The 20012-nt window shown below is 41.8% G+C and carries 21 protein-coding genes; 5 read left to right on the top strand and 16 right to left on the bottom strand.

Annotated features, from left to right (window positions below):
• Positions 1–389: 389 nt before the first annotated feature.
• The 3 genes from MKY66_RS02925 to MKY66_RS02915 all read right to left on the bottom strand — a co-directional run bounded on the left by MKY66_RS02925 (position 390) and on the right by MKY66_RS02915 (position 1220).
• The gene (locus tag MKY66_RS02925) at positions 390–701 is read right to left on the bottom strand and encodes a hypothetical protein (protein WP_076215587.1); all 312 of its coding nucleotides are present in this window, start codon (positions 699–701) and stop codon (positions 390–392) included.
• A 263-nt stretch (positions 702–964) separates the two neighbouring features.
• Positions 965–1072, bottom strand: coding sequence for a sporulation protein YjcZ (locus tag MKY66_RS02920; RefSeq protein WP_201028111.1), 108 nt, complete (start codon positions 1070–1072; stop codon positions 965–967).
• Between the two features lie 43 nt (positions 1073–1115).
• Positions 1116–1220, bottom strand: a complete 105-nt coding sequence (locus MKY66_RS02915; protein ID WP_017690880.1) for a hypothetical protein — start codon at positions 1218–1220, stop codon at positions 1116–1118.
• A 290-nt stretch (positions 1221–1510) separates the two neighbouring features.
• Here MKY66_RS02915 and MKY66_RS02910 point away from each other — a divergent pair, with 290 nt between their 5' ends.
• Positions 1511–2539 (top strand): PsbP-related protein, encoded by a 1029-nt coding sequence (locus tag MKY66_RS02910; protein WP_076215590.1) that lies wholly within the window; start codon positions 1511–1513, stop codon positions 2537–2539.
• 180 nt (positions 2540–2719) lie between these two features.
• Here the strand turns inward: MKY66_RS02910 and MKY66_RS02905 are convergent, their stop codons facing one another.
• The gene (locus MKY66_RS02905) at positions 2720–3046 is read right to left on the bottom strand and encodes an MTH1187 family thiamine-binding protein (protein ID WP_076215593.1); all 327 of its coding nucleotides are present in this window, start codon (positions 3044–3046) and stop codon (positions 2720–2722) included.
• Positions 3047–3820: 774 nt separating this feature from the next.
• On the opposite strand from MKY66_RS02905, the gene MKY66_RS02900 reads away from it, so the two are divergent.
• Complete coding sequence (locus MKY66_RS02900) at positions 3821–6139, top strand: ribonucleoside-diphosphate reductase subunit alpha (RefSeq protein ID WP_076215595.1); 2319 nt, start codon at positions 3821–3823, stop codon at positions 6137–6139.
• A 178-nt stretch (positions 6140–6317) separates the two neighbouring features.
• Positions 6318–7349 carry a ribonucleotide-diphosphate reductase subunit beta gene (locus tag MKY66_RS02895; RefSeq protein WP_036607380.1) on the top strand — a complete coding sequence of 344 codons (1032 nt, stop codon included), beginning with the start codon at positions 6318–6320 and terminating at the stop codon, positions 7347–7349.
• A 383-nt stretch (positions 7350–7732) separates the two neighbouring features.
• Here the strand turns inward: MKY66_RS02895 and MKY66_RS02890 are convergent, their stop codons facing one another.
• A complete protein-coding gene (locus MKY66_RS02890; RefSeq protein ID WP_076215598.1) occupies positions 7733–8440 on the bottom strand; it encodes a helix-turn-helix domain-containing protein in 708 nt (235 codons plus the stop codon).
• A 212-nt stretch (positions 8441–8652) separates the two neighbouring features.
• On the opposite strand from MKY66_RS02890, the gene MKY66_RS02885 reads away from it, so the two are divergent.
• Positions 8653–9627: an SMI1/KNR4 family protein gene (locus MKY66_RS02885; RefSeq protein WP_076215601.1), complete on the top strand. Its 975-nt coding sequence runs from the start codon at positions 8653–8655 to the stop codon at positions 9625–9627.
• Positions 9628–9648: 21 nt separating this feature from the next.
• Entirely contained in the window at positions 9649–10683 is a 1035-nt protein-coding gene (locus tag MKY66_RS02880; RefSeq protein ID WP_076215604.1) for an aminoglycoside phosphotransferase family protein, read from the top strand.
• Positions 10684–10810: 127 nt separating this feature from the next.
• On the opposite strand, the gene MKY66_RS02875 is transcribed toward MKY66_RS02880, so the two are convergent.
• From MKY66_RS02875 to MKY66_RS02825, 11 genes are read right to left on the bottom strand one after another with little or no spacing between them, the layout of a single operon-like run.
• Complete coding sequence (locus MKY66_RS02875) at positions 10811–12064, bottom strand: MFS transporter (protein ID WP_076215607.1); 1254 nt, start codon at positions 12062–12064, stop codon at positions 10811–10813.
• Positions 12042–12644: a non-canonical purine NTP pyrophosphatase gene (locus tag MKY66_RS02870; protein WP_076215609.1), complete on the bottom strand. Its 603-nt coding sequence runs from the start codon at positions 12642–12644 to the stop codon at positions 12042–12044. Before MKY66_RS02870 ends, MKY66_RS02875 begins: the two co-directional genes overlap by 23 nt.
• Before the next feature lie 14 nt (positions 12645–12658).
• Positions 12659–13327 (bottom strand): ribulose-phosphate 3-epimerase, encoded by a 669-nt coding sequence (locus tag MKY66_RS02865; protein WP_083657325.1) that lies wholly within the window; start codon positions 13325–13327, stop codon positions 12659–12661.
• Positions 13324–14208 (bottom strand): ribose-phosphate diphosphokinase, encoded by an 885-nt coding sequence (gene prs, locus MKY66_RS02860; RefSeq protein WP_076215612.1) that lies wholly within the window; start codon positions 14206–14208, stop codon positions 13324–13326. The genes MKY66_RS02865 and prs overlap by 4 nt, the downstream gene beginning before the upstream one ends.
• Entirely contained in the window at positions 14201–14707 is a 507-nt protein-coding gene (locus MKY66_RS02855; protein ID WP_076215614.1) for a phosphoribosyltransferase family protein, read from the bottom strand. The genes prs and MKY66_RS02855 overlap by 8 nt, the downstream gene beginning before the upstream one ends.
• Positions 14704–15624, bottom strand: coding sequence for a phosphoenolpyruvate mutase (gene aepX, locus MKY66_RS02850; protein WP_076215617.1), 921 nt, complete (start codon positions 15622–15624; stop codon positions 14704–14706). The genes MKY66_RS02855 and aepX overlap by 4 nt, the downstream gene beginning before the upstream one ends.
• 16 nt (positions 15625–15640) lie before the next feature.
• Positions 15641–16666 (bottom strand): type II glyceraldehyde-3-phosphate dehydrogenase, encoded by a 1026-nt coding sequence (locus MKY66_RS02845; RefSeq protein ID WP_076215620.1) that lies wholly within the window; start codon positions 16664–16666, stop codon positions 15641–15643.
• A gap of 12 nt (positions 16667–16678) precedes the next feature.
• The gene (locus tag MKY66_RS02840) at positions 16679–17209 is read right to left on the bottom strand and encodes a hypothetical protein (RefSeq protein WP_339806826.1); all 531 of its coding nucleotides are present in this window, start codon (positions 17207–17209) and stop codon (positions 16679–16681) included.
• Positions 17210–17240: 31 nt separating this feature from the next.
• On the bottom strand, positions 17241–18245 hold the full coding sequence (locus MKY66_RS02835; RefSeq protein WP_076215624.1) for an isocitrate/isopropylmalate family dehydrogenase: 1005 nt from the start codon (positions 18243–18245) through the stop codon (positions 17241–17243).
• The gene (locus MKY66_RS02830) at positions 18238–18735 is read right to left on the bottom strand and encodes a 3-isopropylmalate dehydratase (RefSeq protein WP_076215627.1); all 498 of its coding nucleotides are present in this window, start codon (positions 18733–18735) and stop codon (positions 18238–18240) included. Before MKY66_RS02830 ends, MKY66_RS02835 begins: the two co-directional genes overlap by 8 nt.
• Positions 18725–20008: a 3-isopropylmalate dehydratase large subunit gene (locus MKY66_RS02825; protein WP_076215629.1), complete on the bottom strand. Its 1284-nt coding sequence runs from the start codon at positions 20006–20008 to the stop codon at positions 18725–18727. Before MKY66_RS02825 ends, MKY66_RS02830 begins: the two co-directional genes overlap by 11 nt.
• Positions 20009–20012 lie beyond the last annotated feature (4 nt).

The raw sequence follows: 20012 nt of genomic DNA, 5'->3' as shown, positions 1-20012 counted from the left end.
TCACCAGACGTTAACGAATCCTGCACACTTTATATTAAGGATTTCTGTGCTATGTAAAATCTAACGAATCTCAGCCACGTTAATCCATGTCACTTCATGAATATAGGCTCCAAACATGCCCAGGTTCAGATAATAAGACGTCTACGATTCGTTAAACTTTGTGAAATGGCAAAAATTCATGGAATAGCGTCTGTGGAGTTCGTTAAAGAAAGTAATCCCAACGTTCCTTCACTTCTAATAAGAAAGGGACACCGCAGGATGAAATCCTACGCCGTCCCTTTCTGAATCATAGGTACGTTCTGCCTCAACATGGAACTCAATCGGAGTTTATTTAGAGCAACTATCGCAACGATCCATGATCAGCAAAGTCTCCTTGCATTCACAAATCCTTAGATAAACATCGTTTTGGAGATGATAACCAGCAAGATGAACAGTACAAGGATCGTGCCCATGGAACCCCAGCTTCCGCCGCCATGACCATAGGATACCCCACAACCCTGGTGATAACCATGCATCATTGGAGCCTGATTGGCATGGTGTCCGTATCCATAGCCATATCCCATTGGCATTGTTCCACAACCATATCCATACCCATGCATTTCATGACCTGTGTATTGGTATCCTTGCATATGCTCATAACCTCCCGTATGTCCGTATACGTGTCCCTGTCCGTTCGGTGAATTCGGTTTTACTTCGCTCATTGTTCATTCCTCCTTAACATTTGCCTACACCCCTAAGCTATGTATTCAGCCTACCTCTGGACCGGGCTATCGCCCTCATTTTGACAAAATGGGCGTTTAGCCATTAGGTACCTTCCCCATTTTCGAAACATACTCAGTCATTCCATTTCTTGAATTGCACCATTTCTTCCGTTCAACCACGCGCTATCTTATCTTCCTGGCTCTACACCATGCTTGTCCTCTAGTAAAAAAACCCCACCGGTTGCCCGGCAGAGCTCGTCATATTATACCCAGAATGATTTAGTGATGATTACGAGAAGAATGAACAGAACCAGGATTGCTCCAGTCGATGTCCAGCCGCCGTATCCTACGCCTTCAACTACTTTGCTCATGCAGAACCCTCCTTTACGAATATATTAGGGTCCAAGTGGTTTATTAGATCAAGAATGCTTTAGAGATGATGACCAACAAGATAAAGAGAACCAAGATCGCGCCAGTCGATGTCCATGCGCCGCCGTATCCACCTACTACTCCACTCATGTAAACCCCTCCTTTGATTTGAGGTACAGTTCACTATATGCACCAATCACACATGGGACCGGGCTCAGGTCGAAAATGGGCTGTTTTTTTTCACCGACTATTCGCTAATTGCACCTACATAAAGGGTTAGTTCTTAAGTCGGAATGTTATGTTCAAATATGTTTAAGTCATACATAAATCCTACGGTTATATCAACCAAATGTATGTACTATCGCTCAAAATGGATACCCATACGGTATATTATTAGCTTTTAACTTGTTAAATACAGATAAATTACCTTTTTAGTAATTATGAATACTGAAATCTTTATTGTCTCAACAGAAGCACAGGCTACGAAATACACTACATATAGTGGAGAAGGATTTTCTTTTGCATATCCTGAATCCTGGAAAAGCGTAGATACAAGTCAAATGAATGCTCCATCCATTAAAGCTGCTTTTTCAGACCAATCTTCATCAGTCACATTTGCAGATAATATGAATCTGACGATTGAGGCCAGCTCAACCGGTTCAATTAATCCTGAAGAATACGCCAATAATATAGTGGATTATTACACACAAAGCGGTTCAAGCATCGGCATTTCCGATTATAAAAAAACCAGCTACACAAACAAACCTTATAAAGAATATAGCGCTGGTGTCTTGGAAGGAGCCTATAAGCATTCCTCGGGTACAGATGTTATCCTTGTGCAGTATCTGATTCCGACCAATACAGAACTCTATACCATGACGTTAACCTACGCCAAGGATACTTATAATCAGGATGAGATCAAAGATATCCTTGATTCCCTAAGCATTACTGCTTCTCTGGAGCAAACAGCGCCAACTGCAACGACTGGAAATTCATCTGCCACAGCATCAGCTGCCGATTTCTTTAATGAGTTAACTCCGTACATTACGGAAGATACAGCCTTCATGGAGCAGGCTTCCTATGATTTCTTTGGCAAGCATAGCGATGTATTCCCTGCCAGCACAGCAGAACTCCGCAAAAAGGCGAAGGATCTCGTTGACACCAATGTGACGACCCGCCATCTGAATAAAAATGTGGCTAACTATTATGATCAATTCGTGCAAGTTAGCGGTGAAGTCATTTCAGTTGAGGAAGATAGCTCGCTCGGAGCAACCTTCTCTATCGTTCATGTCATGGATGAGAACGGAAACGATATTATAGCGTTATATCCTGCAACGACCGGAGATTTGCTTGATGGTGATTATGCCACGGTTATCGGTGCACCAATTACCAACTTCTCTTTTGAAAATGTTGGCGGTGGTTACACCAACGCCACTTTGATTGGAGCCTCATTGGTAGTTGCAGATTAATTGATGATAAATGTGTGTACACAAAGGACCAGCTTATGAACGCTAAGCTGGTCCTTTTTTGTCTTTCAGTTTATAAATGTCAGAAATTCACGTTAGCTACACAATATACACAATCTAAGCTTTAATTAATGACTTATAACATACTGAATAACCGAATATACGGATGTTTACACTAATCCATTAGTTAGGTCTCGCCTGATGTGACGTCAGTTTATCCTGAACCGATTGTAACTTCTGTATACTTGAGGCATCCGGTTTATCACGACGGTCGTCAATTTTGACGGATGTGGAAACACGCTGAGCTCCTGACAAAAACGGCGCTTCATGTAGAGCCGCAATTGCTGTAAAGATATCGTTAAGTGGTCCCTCAATAATGGTGCTCATGGAAGTTAACTGATATGTAATGCCCCGTTGATGTTCCAATACCTTTTGCATCTCCGCCACATAACTGCTTAGACTGGTTGTACCCGTTCCGATTGGAATTACAGTCACTTCTGCTATTGCCATTTTGCTCCGCCTCCTCTGGGCCCCGTGAACAACCGCTGCCGCTGATTTTAGTCGATTTTTGACTATTATTATTCTACCAGTTGAATGTGTTACAATTCAAACTGACGTGAAGACGTCATTCAAATTGTTCAAAATTTTTTTTGATAAATCTTCAAATCTTCCAGTCCTTTTCCTTTGCGGATTCCTGGCTTAAATGGTATACTCGGAATTACGTTTTACTGGTTCTGCCCACTTTACAAACACAATATGTTGGGTTACAGTATGTTGACAGCTACAAAATGTAGTAACACTAGATTTCTCCGCTTCTAATAGTCACCTTCTGCAATCTCGCGAAAAACAGGATGAAATCACCTCCAAAGGCACGTCCCTGTAGGTGTAAATCGCTTTCTCGAAACAGAGTTGACACGGAGGTTAACGGGGCTGTTTGGACTGCATCCGGTATCCTTAAACTACAGGCACATCTGCATATAGACAAAAGCTTACATAAGCACTCTTTTCTGTCGATATCCCGAAACTCCAAGACAGTAAGGAAGCCAGAGCATCCATGGGCATTTTCAGCCGCGAGGCGGGAGAATGCTTTTTATATGAGCATGTTCTGCATTGTGCTGCTTTGTGCTCCTCAAGTTGAGCGATTTAAGACATGAACTTGTCACCGCCGTTTCAGTCCGCAAAACGTAACCTATTTTCTTTTTCTCACCGTAAGAAGACACTCAATTCTTTATATAAAGAATTTCTCCAATTTATCTCTTAAACATGCGAAAGCGAGGAATATTCATGCCACAAGTTGTGACCAAGCCGAACAACCGCCAGCTTGCCTTTGATGATATGCGCATCTCGGTATATGCCGACCGTATTCTGGAAGGACTGGAAATGCTGGATAAGGAACGTCTGGTACGTGGGGTAAACAGCAAGCTCCGCCGTGATGAAGTTACCGGAGACGAAATCAGCAACGCTTTTATCATGAGCGCACTGGAATTGGTAACTAAAGAGGAGCCTAATTGGAAATTTGCAGCGGCACGCTCCCTGCTCACTTCCCTGTACAAAAAAGCGGCTACCAACCGCAGATACAAGTCTTACCCGGACGAGCCTTATGGCGCATTCCACCCCCTTCTTGTAGATCTCGTGAAAAAAGGCATCTACCGTGAAGAACTGCTGGAATGTTACACCAAAGAACAGATCGACGAACTTGCTGAGTGCATTGACTACCGCAACGACCTGCTCTTCGATTACATCGGCTTGCTCACACTGGCAGAACGTTACCTCGCACACGATTTTGATGGAAAAGTAATGGAATTGCCGCAAGAGCGTTATATGGTTATCGCCATGTTCCTAATGCACCAAGAGCCTGCCGAGAAACGTATGGATCTCGTCAAGGAAGCATACTGGGCAATGAGCAACATGTATATGACCGCAGCTACTCCTACGATGTCCAATGCAGGTAAAAAAGTAGCCGGTCAGCTCTCCAGCTGCTTCATTGATACGGTGGACGACTCACTCGAAGGTATCTTCGATTCCAACACGGATGTAGCTCGTCTGAGCAAAATGGGTGGCGGCATCGGCGTTTACCTCGGCAAAGTCAGAGCTCGTGGATCGGATATCCGTGGTCACCAAAATACAAGTTCCGGTGTAATCCCTTGGATTCGCCAACTGAATAATACAGCGGTCAGCGTAGACCAGCTCGGTACGCGTAAAGGTGCTATTGCCGTGTACTTGGACGTCTTCCACAAAGACATTCTGGCCTTCCTCGATCTGAAGCTGAACAACGGCGACGAGCGTATGCGTGCGCATGACGTATTCCACGGCATCTGTCTGCCTGACTTGTTCATGGAGCGGGTATCCACTCGTGGCGAATGGAGCCTGTTCTGTCCGCACGAAACAAAGAAAGTGATGGGCTGGAAGGACGAGAATGGTCGTGCACTCGGACTGGAAGATTTCTATGATGAGTCCTTTGGCGAAGGTGCGTTCCGTGATAAATACGAAGAAGCAGTGAATCACCCACTGCTGTCCCGGATTACAGTACAGGCGATTGACATCATGAAGCGCGTACTGAAATCCCAACTGGAGACAGGTACGCCATACATGTTCTACCGGGATACGGTTAACCGCTCGAATCCTAACCGTGCACACGGTATGGTATACTCCTCCAACCTGTGTACCGAAATTATGCAGAACCAGTCTGCCACTGTGATTGAAAAGGAAGAACTCGTAACCAAGGATGGACAAACTCGCATCGTGATTTCCAAAGTGCCTGGCGACTTTGTTGTCTGTAACCTGAACTCCATCCATCTGGCACGTGCTATACCTCATAATGTATTGGAACGTCTCATTCCAATTCAGGTGCGCATGCTGGACAACGTTATCGACATTAACAATATTGAAGTGCTGCAAGCTCAATATACCAACAGCCAATATCGCGCAGTCGGTCTGGGAACGTTTGGACTTCACCACCTGCTTGCTCTCGAAGGCATTCATTGGGAGTCTGACGAAGCTGTAGCGTATAACGATAATCTGTATGAAAAAATTAACTACCTGCTTGTGAAATCCAGTATGGAGCTGTCCAAAGAAAAAGGACATTATCCGAAATTCAAAGGTTCCGATTGGGAAAGTGGTCATTACTTCGATCAACGCGAGTACACATCAGGTGAGCGCGTAGGCGAGTTCGTGACAACCGAACAGTGGAAAGAACTACAAGCCGAAGTACGACAAAACGGTGTACGTAATGCCTGGTTGTTCGCCATTGCACCTAACGGTTCCACGTCCATTATTGCTGGTTCAACGGCTAGTATTGATCCGCTCTATGAGCTGTTATCTTATGAAGAGAAAACAACTTACAAAATTGCCAATCCGGCTCCGGATCTGTCCGAAAAAACAAGCCCTTATTACCAAACGGCGTTCCAGGTGGATCAACATGCTTCCATTAATATGGCGGCTGCCCGTCAGCGCCACGTCGATCAGGGACAAAGTTTCAACTTCTACGTTCGACCAGATATTAAAGCAACAGAATTCCTGGAATTGCATCTGCACGCCTGGAGAGCCGGCATGAAATCAACTTATTATGTTCGTAGCCGTGCATTAACGATTGAAGAATCTTGATTTTTGCGCAATTTACGCTTTATCCATGATAGAGAAGATTTACTAGATTCGAGGTGACCACCAGGGCATCCTGTTTTGATTGCAAAATGGCGTTGTCCTGGTTCTTTTTTGCCTAAAACACGATCACAGCATCGCAAGATGTTGATATAGATGCCACATTCAAGGAGTGAACGGAACAATGCAAGTACAGAAAATTTTCAACACCGAAGCCCCTAACCAATCAACCCGTATTATTGAAGGTGAATGCTCCGGTATCCTGAACTGGAACGACATTCGCATGCCTCATATGTACAAATTGTACAAAGTACTGCTGCTTAACCACTGGATCGCAGACGAGATTCCAATGTCCAAAGATGCTTCCCAGTTTGCTCAACTGGACGAGGAAGAACAACGTACATTCAAAATCAACATCTCCCTGCTCGCTGTACTTGATTCCATGCAGACGATGTTTGTTGGTGATGTAAAACGTTACTTTACCGATTCTTCACTCGAAGCGATCTCGGCCATTATCGGACAACAGGAAGTTGTTCATAACCAATCCTACTCCTACGTCCTGTCTTCGATCGTATCTGATCGGGAGCAAAAGGAAATTTTTGAATACTGGAAACATGATCCAGTCCTGCTTGACCGCAACCGTTTCATCGCAGACATCTACCAAACTTTCCGGGACGAGCCGTCTCCACAGACGTTCTTCCAGGCTATGGTAGCCGATCTGGTACTCGAAGGTATCTTCTTCTATAGTACGTTTGCCTTCTTCTACAATCTGGCCCGTGACCAGAAAATGATGGCAACCAGCCAGATGATCTCGTATATCCAGCGTGACGAAAATCAACACTGTTACTTCTTCGCTGAAGTGTACAAACAGTTGCTGGTGGACTTCCCTGAACTGAATACACCTGAGAACATGGACTACGTATACACAACCATCCATCGTGCTGTTGAGCTTGAAACCAACTGGGCACATTACACACTCAGCAACGTGCGCGGTATTGACCTGAACGAGTTGGAAGATTACATCAAGTACATCGCCAACAAACGTCTGCGTCTGATGGGTATGGAAAAAGCATATGAAGGTGTGGATGTAAACTGCATGCCTTGGATCAAACCATTCTCCGATGAAGCACTGAATGCAACCAAAACCGACTTCTTTGAAGCTAAATCCCGTAACTACGGTAAAGTTGGCGACGATAACGGATTTGACGATTTGTAATAAAGATTCTCCATATTGAATTAAACTGAAAATTATCTACACAGACACTACGATGACAGAACAACTTTCCAATCGCTGTTATCCCCAGATTTTTTGATTCCCTTTCTCAAGGGAAAATCCGGTGATAAAGGCGAACGCTACGCTTTTTCAAGTTCTTTCTGTCCTCTCCGTTATTGTGTAAATGATTAGTTCAATTCATATCGTTTTAATCACATAGACTATAAAAAAACAACACTCCCTGAACTGTGGCTATAACGCCTAAGTTCAGGGAGTGTTGTTTAATTCGTATGTACAACTTCATATCAGCGTTGAACTATTATAATTTAATAGAGATATTTCTTTTCATAATAATATATGAAAAATCATTCTCAATAAAACGAAAATTACTTTTCGGTATCTTTAAAGCCAAGACGTTGCCTCCCCAAATGGTGTTTCCAAACTTGTGCATCGGTTTCTTCTTCAGGTGTTAAGTTCAATTTAGTTCCGAGTGTCCGTTCGAATTCCCCTTTGTATTTATCTTCATATAAGGCAATTTGCCCTGTGTGGTAATCCAGGTCACTGACTTCTATTGTGGATTGGTGTTCTGCCTCTTCTTTTTTCCACATAGTCACAATGTCTTTAATCGTCGTTCTCTTACCTGATCCATACACATATGTAGTATCGTCTGGGATGAGATTATGTTTGTTGGACCCGGCTCTTTGAATCCCCATAAAACGGCCTTGATCAATCCAGTTGAAAATCGTCGTAATACTTACTCCAAAAAATACAGATAATTCTTTAGGAGTATAAGAACGTACAGCTTCAATAGAAGGAACCCCACTGTCTGTAATTCCTGTCGGTACATCCACTGCTTGACTTAACGCATGTTTGAGAAGAGTAACATACTTTTCTCTAAAAATATCAGCATCTTCAAAGATAGATTCATCCAGGCTACGAACAAATTCAGCATTATTTTTGACTGCAAGTGCCAGCACCTTGAACAGTAAAATACTATTATCCGAATTACTTAAGCTCTGAACTAACTCAGAAGCAATCTCATCCGTGTTCTGACTAAATATATTCTTTTCAACTCTTGTGATTCCCATATCCATCTCACCTCACACTCCTAGTATAGGATAGTAAAGTTTAACTTTAAACACAATACTTAAACAAAGTTAAACATAAATTAAACTTTAAATTTTGAACTTAAAGTATACTTAAACAGTATGCGACGAAGAGCTTGATTTATACATTCTCCAACCAACACATACTTATTATATAATGAAAGAGATTCATACCCCTCCTACGGAAGTGAGGCCTATTCATGGAAAGAGAACTGCTGGAACAAATCAACTTATGGCATGAGCAGGACCAATTCAGTCTCATTATTGAACATATTGAACGTATCCCCGTCGCAGAGTGGGATTATGATCTGATTGGTCAACTCGCCAGAGCCTATAACAATGACGCACGTTACCGCGAAGCCATTCAACATTTGTTGTCTGTCCAGGAGCAAGGGGTAAGCGACCCGCTCTGGCAATATCGCTTGGGTTACGCATACTGTCACATCGCGAGCTATGAACAGGCACTACTGGCTTTTGAGAGAGCTGATGAACTTCTGCCCCATGATGAATCTACCCTTGAATTCCTTCGCGAGATTCGTCCCGAAGCGGACAAGATGCGTCAAGATCGCCAGCGTCATGAAGAGGAGCTTGCCGCATTCGAACAGAGCGGTATACAGAACCATCTAAGAGCCGCTTCAGGGACTTATGATCCCGCAACGTTCTGGGTACAGAGTGATTATGCGCAGGACAATCATGTATCAGAACCTTTTGATGAAGAAGAAATTGTGTCTATTGAGCAAGAACTAGGTTACAAACTGCCCGCTTCCTATATACAACTGATGAATACGCAAAACGGCGGTATCCCTGCGCTCACTGTATTTCCCACCCAAGAAGCGACTTCCTGGGCTGAGGATCACATTGCCATTTCAAGCATTATGGGAATTGGACACGATAAAATATACGCACTCGCTGGTGAGCTGGGAAGTCGGTTCATGATCGAGGATTGGGGATACCCCGATCTGGGGATTGTGATCTGTGATTGTCCATCCGCTGGTCATGATGTTGTTATGCTGGATTATCGCTTCTGCGGCCCTGAAGGTGAACCCTGTGTAGTTCATGTAGATCAGGAAAATGATTATGAGATTACATATCTTGCGCCGAATTTTGAAGCTTTCATCCGTGGATTGGTCGATGAGGATACGTATGACCTGTCTGACGAAGAGAATGAGGACTAAAACCCAGGAGGGTCCGGCCATATGACAACACGTATATATTTTGGTTCCAATCAACTTGGCGAAGTGGCCGCAGTTTCATTGCAGGATGCGCTGAATGAGCTTGACCTGGGAACCCTTGAAGATTATCGACGAACGGATAAAGGTGTTATGGGTCAGACACTGCTCATTCGCTCTTCCCGTGGAGAGTATATTCTGAAAGGCAATCCTTTATATGCAGGACAGTTACAGGAAGAAAAGTTCTTTGTAGAACAACTGGCAAAACATACGTCCATTCCTGTCCCTGATCCATATTTATTACATGAAGATACCCATCTGCTAGGCTGGAGTTATGCCATAATGCCACGCCTGCCCGGGAATCACCTGTATGATCCAGCATTCCAGGCTTCACTGTCACAGCAAGATCAGGAAGAGATCGCCAGTATGTTTGCCCATACTTTGGCTGAACTGCACCGCTGGAAGGTGCCTGATGCCGGGGAGTATGACCCTGTAGCGCAGCAGATTGTTTCCTTTGCAGGCGATTATCTGGACTGGTTGTACGGAACCATTCGTCACTGGTTACATGATGCTGAACAGTACTCGGTGATTACGGATGAAGATGTTCAGTGGGTGGACGAGCAATTCAAGAATGCTGAACCGGCATTTCGGTCCAGAGCTGTTCCGTGTTTTGTCATGGGAGACTTCAAGGTCGAGAATATTCTGATTCAACATCTGGACGACCGTTCTTCAGGGTGGCAGATTAGTGGTTTGTTCGATTTTACAACCGCCTATTTCGGAGACGGCACAGCCGACCTAACCAAAATATCCACCAGGTATGTTCGTGAGGGGCAACCAGAACTGGCCGCACAGTTCCTTCGCTGCTACCGGGATCTGGTCTGTGCAGCAGATGAGGAGAAATGCCAACACTTCCGCACACGTCTCAGCATGCATCTGCTCTATCAACGTATCTTGTGGTGGGGGGAAGCCAAAGCGACAGGACAAGTGACATGGGCAGCCGACCTGCCTTTTGCAAAGTGGGCTCAGCAGTCCATTAATTCGATTGTCGCATTGCTGGATTAGTAGAGTGTCCGTAGGTTACAAAAAAAGGATCATGTACCCAAATGCCTTTTGGTGTACACGATCCTGATTTCCCATTCATGTATTTGACCTCCTGATATTTGCTACAACTAGAACTTATGTGAATACATCACTCTTTTTTAGCCGTATAAGCAGTTGAAACAGCAGAGGAATGATGTGAGAATGGATTTGATCTCATAAATATAAGCCATACAAGTGAAATGACAAGTAAAAGGCCTCCTGCAATAAAATAAACAATTGAAACCTCATACACACTCATAATTATATAGGATAGTAATGGTCCCAAAGCTGCGCCAACATCAACAAAAATAGTATATAATGTCATTGCCTTTACTCGATCTGTCTGTGCCGCTGCATTATTAGCAGCAAAGGTATCTGTGGCAGTTACCAATAAAGTAGAACTTATTTGGAAAATCAATAAAAACATAAGAAGAAGACCGATGGATTGGAGATTCCCTAAAACAATAAATAGACACCCCGCTAGAAATAAAGGAATCAGTAGCAAGGGATGTTTGGAACGACTGGAATCGATTTTCTTCCCGAAGAATGGTGCCACAAAAGGCTCCCATCCCCATCTTATCGCTTGAATCATCCCAGTAAGGGTTGCTGCCCCAATAACCAGTGTAAGGAAGCTCCAGTCACCTGCATAAATCCGTCCAATCAACGGGCTTAAAGTGGAAGAAAACAGGCCGAAAATAACCAAGCCTACACTTCCTCCAGTTATCAAGACGAGAACAAAATAAGGAGATCGTATGCGAGTACCTGTTAAATGAGCGTTAGCCTGTTCCTGATGGTTGTCCTGTTGAGGAATGAATAACCAGATAAATGGAAAAAAGCACAAACCAATGACTGAGAATAACGTAGTTACAAATAAAACGGATGTCTGGTCTACAAGTATCCCCCCACTTAACATACCTGCAAGAGAACCAAGCCCCCACAAACCATTATAAAGGCCGATATACTTGCCTCTGTTCGTATCATCCGTTATATTTACAATACTCAGGAAACCTCCAAGTCGAAGGAGTGACCATCCAACTCCCCAGCAAGCACGCATAATCAACAGGCTCCAAAACTCCTGTAGCAAGCCATAGGACGCTGTTGTAACTATAGCAATACCTAAAGCCAACAGCACTCCAGTCCTCAACTGAAAGTGCTTATAAAACAACCCAACAAGAGGATTAACGGGAAGTCGAATTAGACGGTTAATTGAAAGTAGAAGACCAATCTGCCATACAGCACTTAATCCAAATTCCTTCCAATAAATAGGAAGAACAACAAAGAGCATCGCATCTCCCAACACGGCGACTCCGGTCAGGATCGCAATTCCTCTTACTTTGTTACTAATATTCAGATTTGGCTGCATACGCATTCCCTTCTATCATTGCTTTTAGCTTCTCAATAGCCATTCGCCTGTGGTCATTTTGTTCAAATTCACCAGCTTCCATTTCGGCTATGGTTTTCCCGCTGGAGAGCTCGAAAATTTGAGAATATCCTGAATCTTTATCTCCTCTTTTTTCAGTTGTTATCTCTCCATGCAGTTTAGCCTCCACTACAACAGATTGACCGTTGGGAAAAATCGCCGCAATTGCACTTTGAAAATACGCCTCTCTATTGCTTTCATTATTCATTTTCGTTACGATTTGCTCCGCTCTGTCATCATCCGTACCTTCCATCCATCTTGCAGTTTTAACACCTGGAAAACCATTCAACGCATTCACAAAGAGCCCCGAGTCTTCACCAATAATGATTGATTCACCATCGTTAGGGATCGCTTGTACTTTCAATAAAGCATTGTCCTCACACGTATCCCCGGTTTCCTCAACATCACTAATATCCGTATGATGATAATTCTCTAAGGTGAATACTGGGAAATTTAATGATTTCAGCCCCTTACTTAACCACTGCTTTTTCGACTTGTTCCATGTTGCTAATACGATTTTCATTTCCCTTCTCCTTTTTAAGTTAAGGTCTTATGTAGATTTCTAGTTGTTTGTTTGAATTGTTTAACAGCCTCTTCTGTTCCGCCACTATGATGAAAAATACCTGTTCCAACTACAATCCCGTCGACCTGACTCTCGTAAATTACATGGAGATTATCCAACTTCACTCCACCATCCAGTATAATATCTTGGTTTAAATTCTGATGTTTAAGAATGTTTGCTAAATGTAATGCTTTTGTCAATGAAGGCTTTAATAATTTTTGACCAATAAAGCCTGGATTTACGCCCATAATAATAAATTGGTCCACTTCTCTAAGGAGTTCACTCAAATTATTTAGAGATATGCTAGGATTAATGGCGATACCGGCCTTTATTCCAGCACTCTTTATTTTATAAATAACTCTTAGAGGGTCATGGATGACCTCGGGGTGAATAGTAATTATGTCGGGTGCTAAACTAATAAAGAGATCTAAATGTTCAAACGGCTTATCACTCATTAGATGAATTTCACATTTCAGAGGGGTATAGTTTATAATTCTTTGAGTTGCTTCTATTCCGAAGGTGAAATTAGGAACAAGATGGCCGTCCATAATATCGATATGCAACCAGTCTGCTGCTGCTACAGCATCTAATTCGTCTTGAAGTTTTAGCGGGTTCGCACACATTATAGAAGGACCAATTTTCACAGCACATCACTTCTTTCAAGTGTTATAAATGAATAAATTAATTTTTCTATACTAACAGAACTCTGACAGGAAGGAATAGTATCTGTACAATAAATCTCTAAATCTGCATCCACTTTCTCTTGAATATAAGAAGAGTCTGCAAAGAAATGAGTGACACCATACTTAATACGAGAAGCACCATTGCTCATTAAATGCTGACATAAGGGAATGAGAGTTGAGCCAGAGGAACATAGATCGTCTATTATGATTGCTGTGGTTCCTTCTACCTCCACCTCGTTTTCATACCATGTCTCCCCATTCAGGTTCTTATATTTGTTTAAAGCAAGAAATGGAATATCTAGAATACCTGCAATTTTCTGAATACGATTTCGGCTTCCTTTATCCGGGCAAATCAAAATCGGTCGTTCGATCTCTATTCCACGAATCCAATCGACGAATAAATCGTCTGTACTTATATTTATAATTTCTACATGCGTTTCAACATTAATATTCGAATTATGAAGCTCAAAAGTGACCAATGTGTTTACTCCTAATAATTCCAATATCTTTACTACTATTTCCAAAGAGAAAGGCTCGCCCGGATGTGTTCTTCTGTCTTGTCTAGAGTAGGCCAGATAAGGAACAATGCAAGTTATAGTCCTTGCTCTATTAAACCTTAGAACATCAACCATCTGAAACAAGTGGCGAAGATTCTCATCTTGAGGTGGACTGGTATTTTGAATGATAATGACATCTTCATTTGTTATATCTTCTTCAAGTTTGATGCAGGATTCCCCATCAGGGAAAAAACGGATGCTGCTTTTTAATTGATGAATATTTGGATATTGGTTCAATTTATCTGCGAGATGAGTAGACGCCGGGCCTAGCCACACTTTAAACATGAGTCACACCTTCTCTCTCCCAAGGAAATTCCACCCAAACTAATTTATTGTTAATAGGATTAGGAGAAAACATGCGACTTATAATTCCGCTGTATTTATCTTGTTTAATTTGTTCGAAATCTGCAAACAATGACACAAACTGAACATTAATATTGTCCCCATACTTATTAATGATAAGGTTCTCAACTATAGAAAATCCATCGCCAAGTGCAACAATATCATCAACGATAAGCACATTGTAAACTTGCTTCAATTCAGGAAGAGCAGGCTCAGCAATCACTTTCATAGTTGAATCCAAATCAAAAGCATCCTCACTATTCGTTTTTCTCGCAACAACAACTCCAAAATTTTTGCAATTGAATCTGTGAGATAACGCTACAGCTAATGGCAATCCCCCTCTTGCAATCCCTATGATCAAATCCCATTCCGTATCACCCATCTTGTGACAAATACGATCCATGTCTTGTTCGAACGCATCCCAGTCATATTTTTTAATCATCTTGGTATTTCCACACCACTTTCCCTGTATTCTACAAGACGCCCTTCATACCATTGCTGAGTTTGATTTAAGTCATCTGTACCTATAAGGTTAAAAACCTTTTTCACTTCCGCCACTTCATCCTCGATGTACCTACTCGTACCCGATTCAATGATATTACTCAATACATTTTGTATAGAGCTCACGGAAGCCCTTAATGCCTGATTAGCATAAATCACCATACTGTAGTGATGCCGAACGAGTTCCTCTATCTCAACACTACAATAGGTAGTCGGTACAACGATTAGAGGAACGTTTCTGTTTTCTTGTTGCCATCGAGAAGAAAATGAGAAAACCTCTTCTGTATCCTTGGATTTGGAATGTACTAAAAGAGCGTCCGCCCCAGCATCTGTATACGATCTTGCCCTTCTCAACGCATCTTCCAAACCAGTTCCTGCAATAAACGATTCAAGTCGGGCAATGACCATAAAATCTTCTGTACGTTGTGTGCGTTTAGCAACCTCAATTTTGGTAGAAAACTCGTCAATATCCGCAAGATGTTGGCCGCCCGCTAAAAAACTGTTTCTCTTAGGGAAAAGCTTGTCTTCTATACAAACGGCAGCAATCCCTCTTCTCTCGTACTCGGTAATCATCCTTTTAACATTATTCACTTCACCAAAACCAGTATCACAATCAGCTATTACCGGTATACTGGTTGCTTTATCCATAACTTCAGCTGCCTCTAAAAATTCTGTCATATTAAGAATGCTCGCATCAGGTACGCCATGAGTTGCTGAAATTCCCAGTCCACTAGCCCAAATAGCATCAAAACCAACTTGTTCACCAATGATAGCGGACAAAGCATCATGAGCTCCGACAACTTTCACAATATTCCGGGAATACAAAGCGTCTCGCAATTTTTTTTGTTTATTGTACATATGAAGCACCTCTCCCTTATTTCACTTGGTAGGATTCCATTCCTTTATTAATGCCCAGGGCCTTATCTGTCTTATAGATGATTTCTTCTGCCATCAAATTTGAAAATTTCGCCCTAATGGAGTCGATCGTTTCCGGGACCACAATGGATTCCATATGAATAGAGGCCATAAAGTATAATTTCTGACCTACAACTTCAATAGAGTCTTCAAGTATAATTACAAATGGTCGATCCCCTCTCTTTCTATGAGAATAAGATTGTTCAATGCTCGAAGTACTCTGACTATATTTTTGAGGCAGCAGTTGAATTCTGGGATGCTCTGCAAATCTCTTTTTTACACCTTCTGAATGATATTCTCTATCGATATCAATAGAGAATATAAGAAGATGTCCATGCGTCATGGGTGCAGCAACCGCCTTCGTATATATCTCTATATCAGGAAGCAAGAGATTTACATCATTAGCATGGTGAGACTTGTCTGTAGTTATGGACAATCCATTAACTATCCCTTTTGAGCTTTTATCCGGATCTGTGCCGCATCTCACCAGGGTGACAAATACATGTTTTATATCAAACACTTGTAATAACGCATGTAAAATCCTCACTATACCTGTAGTGTTGCAGCTCGCAACTCTGATCAATGTTTCATTTTTAACATCAGTGGTGTTGATAAAAGAATTGTAGGTCACACCCAGCCTTTCACTCTCTCCTCCTTGAAGAATAACGGAAACGTTGTACTCGCGGTATAAAAGTAAGTTCTTCTCGGCTTGTCCTCTGGGTGTACAATCCACAATAATACTTACATTTTCTAAGAGATCTTTAATATCTCCCAGTGGTTCAATATCCACTTGAAGGAAATCATCATTTAAATTAATATCACTTAAATATATAGGAATGCCTTGAATTTGAGCAGTAAGAGCATTAGTATTTAATCTTCTAAACACGACACCTACCAGTTCCATGTCATCTTGAAGTCTGACAGCCTCCGCAACTCTTTTTCCAATCGTGCCATAACCAACAATCCCGACTTTAGTTTTTTTCATTATACTGTTGCCTCATTTACGATTAATTAATAAGTATTGATTATCAATAGCAATCCAGAAACTGACTGTATGATCAGAAAGGGTGGTAATCGTGCTTGTGAACAAAAAAATATAATTTGAAGTATAGCCATACTCGGAGTTATCCCTAAAAAACTCGAAGAATTTCGCAGTATCATCCAGACTAAAAGGTTCAGGTACGATAACTGAATTTAACTTTTCTTGAAACAAATCAACGATGTACTCCGCTGGCATATTCTTTTTGAAACTTACTACAACGTTCATAATATTCGTTCTGGTGTGTGGAACAACACATGTATTTACACATATAACATGTCCTTTATGAATCACTTCGTGCACTTCCAAAAATTTCATGGCGTCGACTGGACCAACATTGGAGTTCAAATAGTCTCCTGCTGCAACACAAAGAGTACATACAGCTCCCTTTACATCATCAAATGTGTTAAAAAAGGTAGAGATAAAGCGGGTAATAACTGCATTTCTAAAGTCAGGGTCACGACTAAAATCAGAAAACATACCTTCCATATGCTGACCTGGAAGTCCAATCATATTCGACTCATGCATAAAGACTCATTTCCTTAATTTCTTTTTTGATTTCTTGTGCAAATTCCATTGTGGAAGCTTGTCCCCCACTATCAAATGTCGTGATGTTTTTTTTTGAAACATTTTCAATAGCTAGCCTTATCATTTTGGCTTCCTCATGCAGTTCAATTTCTTCTAACAAAAGAGCACTTGCAAGAATTAAACCTGTTGGATTGGCTATGTTCTTCCCCTTTAGTTCCGGTGCACTTCCATGTGCGGCTTCAACTAAAACAATATCACGATTAATACTTGCACTTGGTACTAATGCATGACTCCCCAACAACCCGGCTCCTAAACTCGAAAGTATATCTCCGAACGTATTTGTTGTCAGGATAACGTCATAATTTTCAGGATGCATCACCAAATCTGCTGTCAGACTGTCAATTAATTGATCCTCCGTCTGCAATAAAGAATACTGTTCCCCTATACGTTGTGCTGTTTCCAGAAACATGCCTTCCGTTTTTTTTAGATTATTTGCTTTATGAGCTATTGTTACTTTATTTCGCTTTTTTTCATAAGCTTTTTTAAATGCATAGGAGGCTATTCGCTTACAGCCAGCCGCAGTTGCAACTTTAACAGCATAGGCTGCATCACCTGCCTCCCATTCTATAGCACCATATAAATCTTCTGTATTTTCACGAATTAATAAAATATCAATCTCTCTATGATGAGAAACGATAGGTCTCATGCATACATACAAATCAAGTTCCCTGCGTATGACCCAATTTGCGCTTCTTTGCCCTTTCCCTGCATAGGTTGTGAACGGACCCTTGAGCGCAATACCTTTACTCTTAATTGCTCTCAAGGTCTCTTCCGGTACAATTTCATTATGCTTTTCATAATACTCCAGACCAGCGTGATGCTCCTCCCAGTTGAATGAGACCGTAGTTAACGCAGATAATATTTCAGTAGTAGCATTTATTAGTTCAGTTCCAATTCCGTCCCCTTTAATTAAAACCCCATCAATTGATCTATGCATAAAAGCCTCCATTTTTTTTGATGTAGTTTAATAGCCCTCCACTTTTTGAAATATCAAGAATCTCTCGAGGAAGCGCCGGGGTTTTTATATGTAAATCTCGTTCCACAACAGTTAGCGTCCTGTTTTCAGGATCGTATACAATTTGATCATGTTCTCTGATTTTAGAAGTATCACAAGTAATGAGAAGCAATCCGATATTGATTGCGTTTCTGTAAAAGATCCTGGCAAATGACTTTGCAATCACAGCCGTAATCCCCGCATGTTTGATAATAATGGGAGCTTGTTCTCTGGAAGAGCCACAACCGAAATTTTCGCCAGCCACAATAAAATCTCCAGAAGTAATCTCATCATAGAAATGAGGTCTAATGTTTTCCATTATATGTTTCACAAGTACATCAGGATCAATGGATTCATGTTTATACTTTCCAGCAATAATATCATCGGTATTAATATGATCTCCAAACCAATGAGCCTTCCCTTTAAAATTCATAATAAGCCGCTGACTCCTTCCCAACATCCGAACTTGCTGTTAAATAGCCCTTAATGGCAGTAGCAGCCACAGTTTCCGGAGACCCTAAAATAATGAAAGAATTCGCATTCCCCATTCTCCCTTTAAAGTTACGATTGGCTGTCGAGAGTACATACTCCCCGTCTCCCGGCACACCTAAATGTGTACCTATACAGGCACCACATCCTGGAGGAGTGATAACCGCACCTGCTTCAATGAAAATTTCAATGTAGCCCAATTCAAGGGATTTTTTATAAACTTCTCTAGACCCTGGAGTGATATTGAGACGAATATCAGAATGTACCTTCTGCCCCTTCAATATATTGGCAGCTGCTTCCATATCAGATATTCGCCCATTCGTACAAGTTCCCAGAAAACATATATTAACCGGTTTACCTTCAACCTCTTTTAGAGGCACTATATTTTCCAGATTATGAGGAAGTGCAACCAATGGCTCCAAAGTAGACAGATCAATCGTGTGTTCTGCGACGTAATCTGCATCACTGTCAGACCAAATGCCACTTAATTGGTGGCCTAATCTTTTATGAAGATAATCTTGACACACTTCATCAAGAGGCATAATTGCACATTTGCCCCCCATCTCAATGGCCATATTACAAATTGTAAAACGATGATCCATATTTAAGCTCTGTAGCCCTTCACCTGCTATTTCCAAACACATATTTGTTGCCCCACTTACACCAATTAGTCTAACCAGCTCTAAAGCAAGGTCTTTGGCGCTTGCAGAATGAGGTAATATACCAATTAAATTGATTTTGATACTTTCAGGTACCCTTACCCAAGCTTGCCCTGTATACATCCCAACTGTTATGTCAGTTGAGCCCATTCCGGTTCCTAAACAATTTAGAGCCCCATAGGTTACGGTATGAGAATCAGACCCGATGACAAAGTCACCAGGCTTAACCCACCCTTGTTCTGGCAACAATACATGGGACACACCTTCGCCAGAATCAAACAACTTAATATCCGCTTCTGATGCAAAACTCCTCATAATCTGCTGCAAGTTAGCAGCTCCTTGGTTTGGTGCTGGGCCACAATGATCTATCACCATTACCACTTTTTCATTATCAAAAACTTTATTTGTATTAAATTCCTCTTTCAGCATTTTGATTGCCAAGGGTGCATTTCCATCCTGTGCCATTACCAAATCCAAATTGGCAATCACGATATCTCCCGCAGTCACATCCGTGTTCGATTTGTTTGATAAAATTTTCTCGATTACCGTTTTCCCCATCTTC

The sequence above is a fragment of the Paenibacillus sp. FSL R5-0766 genome (assembly GCF_037971845.1).
GTDB lineage: Bacteria > Bacillota > Bacilli > Paenibacillales > Paenibacillaceae > Paenibacillus.
This window is presented reverse-complemented; position numbering and strand designations above follow the sequence as displayed.